This window comes from Mesorhizobium sp. M1E.F.Ca.ET.063.01.1.1 (assembly GCF_003998155.1).
In the GTDB taxonomy this organism is placed as follows: Bacteria; Pseudomonadota; Alphaproteobacteria; order Rhizobiales; family Rhizobiaceae; genus Mesorhizobium.
Genome location: NZ_RZSC01000460.1, coordinates 1 through 4,782, shown reverse-complemented (window position 1 = coordinate 4,782; position 4,782 = coordinate 1). Strand labels below are relative to the sequence as shown.

General features: G+C 63.3%; 7 protein-coding genes. 4 read left to right on the top strand and 3 right to left on the bottom strand.

Features of this window, described 5'->3' with window-relative positions; genetic code table 11:
* Nucleotides 1–167: 167 nt before the first annotated feature.
* Nucleotides 168–353, bottom strand: a complete 186-nt coding sequence (locus tag EOA29_RS25400; RefSeq protein ID WP_126091069.1) for a hypothetical protein — start codon at nucleotides 351–353, stop codon at nucleotides 168–170.
* Between the two features lie 101 nt (nucleotides 354–454).
* On the opposite strand from EOA29_RS25400, the gene EOA29_RS25395 reads away from it, so the two are divergent.
* From EOA29_RS25395 to EOA29_RS25380, 4 genes are all read left to right on the top strand, one after another.
* Nucleotides 455–658, top strand: a complete 204-nt coding sequence (locus EOA29_RS25395) for a hypothetical protein (protein WP_127221778.1) — start codon at nucleotides 455–457, stop codon at nucleotides 656–658.
* A 3-nt stretch (nucleotides 659–661) separates the two neighbouring features.
* Nucleotides 662–1,024, top strand: a complete 363-nt coding sequence (locus tag EOA29_RS25390) for a septal ring lytic transglycosylase RlpA family protein (RefSeq protein ID WP_126091070.1) — start codon at nucleotides 662–664, stop codon at nucleotides 1,022–1,024.
* A gap of 229 nt (nucleotides 1,025–1,253) precedes the next feature.
* Nucleotides 1,254–2,531: a polyhydroxyalkanoate depolymerase gene (locus tag EOA29_RS25385; protein ID WP_126091071.1), complete on the top strand. Its 1,278-nt coding sequence runs from the start codon at nucleotides 1,254–1,256 to the stop codon at nucleotides 2,529–2,531.
* A gap of 278 nt (nucleotides 2,532–2,809) precedes the next feature.
* Complete coding sequence (locus tag EOA29_RS25380; protein ID WP_126091072.1) at nucleotides 2,810–3,427, top strand: transglutaminase-like cysteine peptidase; 618 nt, start codon at nucleotides 2,810–2,812, stop codon at nucleotides 3,425–3,427.
* Between the two features lie 384 nt (nucleotides 3,428–3,811).
* On the opposite strand, the gene EOA29_RS25365 is transcribed toward EOA29_RS25380, so the two are convergent.
* Both EOA29_RS25365 and EOA29_RS25360 read right to left on the bottom strand, forming a co-directional pair.
* Complete coding sequence (locus EOA29_RS25365) at nucleotides 3,812–4,180, bottom strand: helix-turn-helix transcriptional regulator (protein ID WP_126091073.1); 369 nt, start codon at nucleotides 4,178–4,180, stop codon at nucleotides 3,812–3,814.
* Nucleotides 4,181–4,207: 27 nt separating this feature from the next.
* Nucleotides 4,208–4,732, bottom strand: coding sequence for a Smr/MutS family protein (locus EOA29_RS25360; protein WP_126091074.1), 525 nt, complete (start codon nucleotides 4,730–4,732; stop codon nucleotides 4,208–4,210).
* Nucleotides 4,733–4,782: the final 50 nt, after the last annotated feature.

The following is a 4,782-nucleotide window of genomic DNA, read 5'->3' as shown; positions in this document are numbered from 1 at the left end:
CCAGGGCCCATCACCTTCACCCACGGCCTCAGACGCTTCAACGCCATCACAGACGGCTTCGTTCTGGCCTCGCAAAAATGAGCCCGAAGCAAATGTGTGCGCACGCTAGCCCACAAGGGGAGAAGGGGCGCTGTCGCGCCGGCGTCGATTCTTGCTGCAGCAACCAGTCACACGCGCGAGCGGTTCGCCCAGCCGAGGCCGAGCAGGCCGACCAGCATGGTGACGAGCCCGATATAGAGCCATTCCCGCTGGCCGGTCATGAAGCTGCCCTGGACCAGACCGAGGCCCTGCAGCGACCATAGCACGCCGATGCCGAGCACGATCAGCGCCAGCACATTCCTGATCAGTCGCATGGGCGAGGCCCTCTCCGAAAGTTGATCCTGAACGGCAATGGGAACGCAATAAAAGACCCGAAGGAAGCGAAGACGTTTCGCTCCATTCTACTTGCATCTTGATGGCCGATCTTGCCCGAGACATCCCGGGAATCGACCTGATGTTCATCAAGAATACGCCCGCTCAGGGTCCAAAATATCATGACAAACTGTTTCGCGGCGACTCCAAACGTGTGCCTTTGCCATGGAACCGCCAGACGATTGCCGCATTTCCCGCCTCAATCGGTACTTACGGCGGGTTGTCTATCAACGGAGCCCACCCCTAAAAGATGAAGAAAACCAACCGCACCGCGCTTGTCGCGGCAACGGTCGCGGCTGGCCTGATGGCCGGCGCCTCGACCGCCTCCTCCGCCGCCGCGCAATGCGGCCGCGCCTCCTGGTACGCCCTGCATTCCAGAACCGCTTCCGGCGAGCGCATGAACCCCGCCGCACTGACCGCCGCGCACCGCAGCTTGCCGTTCGGCACCAAACTCAAGGTCACCAACAAGAACAACGGCCGCAGCGTCGTCGTGCGCATCAACGATCGCGGCCCGTTCATCAGGGGGCGCGTGCTCGACCTCTCCCGCGGCGCCGCAAGCCAGCTCGGCTTCATCGGCTCGGGCCATACCGCGGTGTGCATGGCGCGAGTCTGATATGTCTGACATGTCCGGCAAGAGGGGCCGGACATAATTCTTACACGGTTCGGCAACGCACATTGAGCCGGCTTGGCCGTTCGAGGCGGATTTCCAACGCTTTGGACGAAAGAAGCATTGATCACTCGACGTGACGTATTGCATCGCAACAATATCTTGCTAACCTCGCCGCTAGACATTTGAGGCTCGGCGCTGCACGTCGTTGGGTCGCATGCAGAGCGGGGTTTTGATGTTCTATCAGCTCTACGAATTGAACCATGCGGTGCTGCAGCCCGCCCGCCTCTACGCCGACGCGGTGCGGCTTTTCTACTCCAACCCGCTCAATCCGGTTTCGCATACGCCGCTCGGCCGCTCGGTCGCGGCTGCCGCGGAACTCTTCGAGCGCACGACGCGCCGCTACGGCAAGCCGCAATTCGGCCTGACCAAGACGATGGTCGACTGGAAGACCGTCGACGTCACCGAAAAGACCGTCTGGTCGAAGCCTTTCTGCAACCTGCAGCGCTTCGAACGCTCGCTGCCCGCCGATCGCAAGCCCGACCCGAAGCTCCTGATCGTGGCGCCGATGTCCGGCCACTATGCGACGCTGCTGCGCGGCACGGTCGAAGCGATGCTTCCTCACGCCGACGTGCACATCACCGACTGGGTCGATGCCCGCATGGTGCCGCTGTCGAAAGGCAGTTTCGATCTCGACGACTATGTCGACTACATCATCGACATGTTCCATGCGCTGGGTCCAGACACCCATGTCATGGCGGTGTGCCAGCCCTCGGTGCCGGTGCTGGCGGCGGTGGCGGTGATGGAAAAGCGCGGCGACCCCTTTGTACCTTCGACCATGACGCTGATGGGCGGGCCGATCGACACCCGCCGCAACCCGACCGCGGTCAATCTTCTGGCCGAGGAGAAGGGCATCGGCTGGTTCCGCGACAACGTCATCATGCAGGCGCCCTGGCCGGTGCCTGGCTTCGGCCGCGAGGTCTATCCCGGCTTCCTGCAGCTTTCAGGCTTCATGAGCATGAATCTCGACCGCCACATCATCGCCCACAAGGACTTCTTCATGCATCTCGTGAAGCATGACGGAGACAACGCCGAGAAGCATCGCGACTTCTACGACGAGTATCTGGCGGTGATGGACCTGACGGCGGAGTTCTATCTGCAGACCGTCGACACGGTGTTCGTGCGCCACGCTCTGCCGAAAGGCGAGATGACCCATCGCGGCGAGGCCGTCGACCCGAGCCTCATCCGCAACGTCGCCATGTTCACCGTCGAGGGCGAAAACGACGACATTTCCGGCCTCGGCCAGACCCAGGCCGCTCACGACCTGTGCGTGAACATCCCGGCCGACTGGCAAGCCCACTACGTGCAGCCGGCCGTCGGCCATTACGGCGTCTTCAACGGCTCGCGGTTCCGGTCGGAGATCGTGCCGCGCATCGTCGACTTCATCGGCAGTTACGGCCGCCGGACCCGGGTGGCGGCGAAGCCGAAGCTGGTCCGCTCCGCCAAGAGTTGAGCAAGCGGCGCGAACCCGGCTTCCACCAGGAAACGCTCGACGGCTTTTCCGTTCGAAGGCTTTCTAAAACAACTGCTTATGGCGGCTAGGCGGTCCTGTCGAAAGCCGCACCGCCGCGGGCGGCTTCTGGCCTTCGCCAGGGCCCCTGTTGCGCAAGTGCCGCTGTCCGGACCGCGCGGGTAACCATCCCGTCAAACTCATCGCTGTCTCTAATTGACACGGACTGTAAATCGCCTTTAACGTTTCGTTAATAAAAGAACAGGGCGGACCGGGGGACAATGAACTCCTCACCGATGGCGCGGATGCTGCGTTTGTGTGCAGTCGCAGGGATGGCGATCTCTGCCCATTGGGCGGTGCCCGCATGGGCGGCGGGCGCCATGACCACCGGCGGTCTGACCTCGCAGCCGATCGGACACTATGATTTCTGCAAGGCGCAGCCCAGCGAATGCAACATCCGCCCGGCCAATCTCGCGCCGGCCACGATGACCAACAGCCTCTGGCGCAAGCTGACCGGCGTGACCGCCAGGGTCAACGCCGCAGTCAAGCCGATGAGCGATCTCGACAATTACGGCAAGGACGAGGTCTGGACCTATCCGGACAACGGCTTCGGCGACTGCGAGGACTATGTGCTGGAGAAGCGGCGCGATCTCTATCGCATGGGCATGTCGCTCGCCGACCTCTTGATCACCGTCGTGCGCAAGCCCGATGGCGAAGGCCATTCCGTGCTGACGGTGCGCACCGACAAGGGCGACTACGTCCTCGACAATTTGACCGACAAGGTCAAAGCCTGGGACGAGACCGGCTACCGCTATCTCAAGCGGCAGGCGATCGACAACACCGGCCGCTGGGTTTCGATCCGCGATGGCCAGCAGGTGCTGGTCGGTTCGGTGCAGTAGGACTCGGACTCGACGCATCCGAAGCGCGCCGCGTTGAAGCGATGCGCCTTGGTTACTTTCACCAGATATCGTAGGTCAGCGCCGCCCCTCATTGCCCTGCCGGGCATTTCTCCCCGTACAGTGACGGGGAGAAAGACGCCGTCATCGATGGTTTCGCCAATCATTCAACGCTGAACAATGGGCGCCAACGTCGCGGCTATCTCCCTTCTCCCCGTCACTGTACGGGGAGAAGGTGCCGGCAGGCGGATGAGGGGCGGCGCGATGTTTGCAATTAATGCATGTCGCCCAGAAGTGTGCGCGGTTCTGGGACAACGACATGCATCAAAACAAGGACTTAAAGCGCGTCGCCTGAATCCGTTTCAGCGCGATGCGCTTTAATGCCTGTCAGCCGCGCCGGCCGAGCGCGACGCGGACCGAGGCGGTGATGCTCCGAAGCTCAGCCTCGTCCAGCTTCTCGATGCTCTCGGCCAGCAGATTGGCCAGCTCGGTCGCGGCGGGCGAGAGACCGGACGTGTCGATCCTGACCCTTGGATGCGAGGTTTCGGCGAGGCGGGCCAGGTCCTCGGCATCGTCCCAGATGATGTTGAAATAGCCGATGATCTTCTGGATCAGCGTCCAGGTCGGGGCACCGCGGCGGCCGTGTTCCAGCGCCGACAGATAGGCGGCGCTGACGCCGATGGCCTGAGCCATCGCCTTCTGGCTGACGCCGCGTTCGGCGCGCAGCGCCCGCAGCCTTTCGCCGAACGGGGTCATGCCATCCCCTTGCTCATGACCGCATCCTCATGCGCGCGTGCGCCTCAGCCGGACATAGAGCGCGCCCGAGCCGCCATGGTTGCGGGCGGCATGATCATGGCTGGAGACCAGGTGCCGGAAGGCCGGCGTCGACAACCAATGCGGCACCGAGCGCCGCAGGATGCCGTCGCCGCCCGAGGACGAGCCCTTGCCGGTGATGACCAGCACATAGCGGATGCCGCCGGCATGCGCGCGGTGCAGGAAGCTGAGCAGCAGCGAATAGGCCTCGTCCTGCGTCATGCCGTGCAGGTCGACGCGGCCCTCGATCGGCAGCCGGCCTTTCTTCAGTTTTTCATGCGTCTGGTCGTCCAGCACATGCGAGACGTGCTGTGTCTTCGGCTTAGCGGCAACGGCCGAGACGCCGTTGACCGGCGCCGATGCCGGCACCGGCTTGGGCTCGATGACATCTGGAATCTCGATGGCGGCCTTGCCTTTCAGCGGCCGGGTCGTCCGCGCCACCAGGTTCCAGAGGATGCGGTCGTCCTCGCTGAGCTTGTCGTCGCGGCGGGTCACATGCGCCCCCGGGTGACCAAGCCGCGCGGAACCAGCGCGTAGAAATCGGC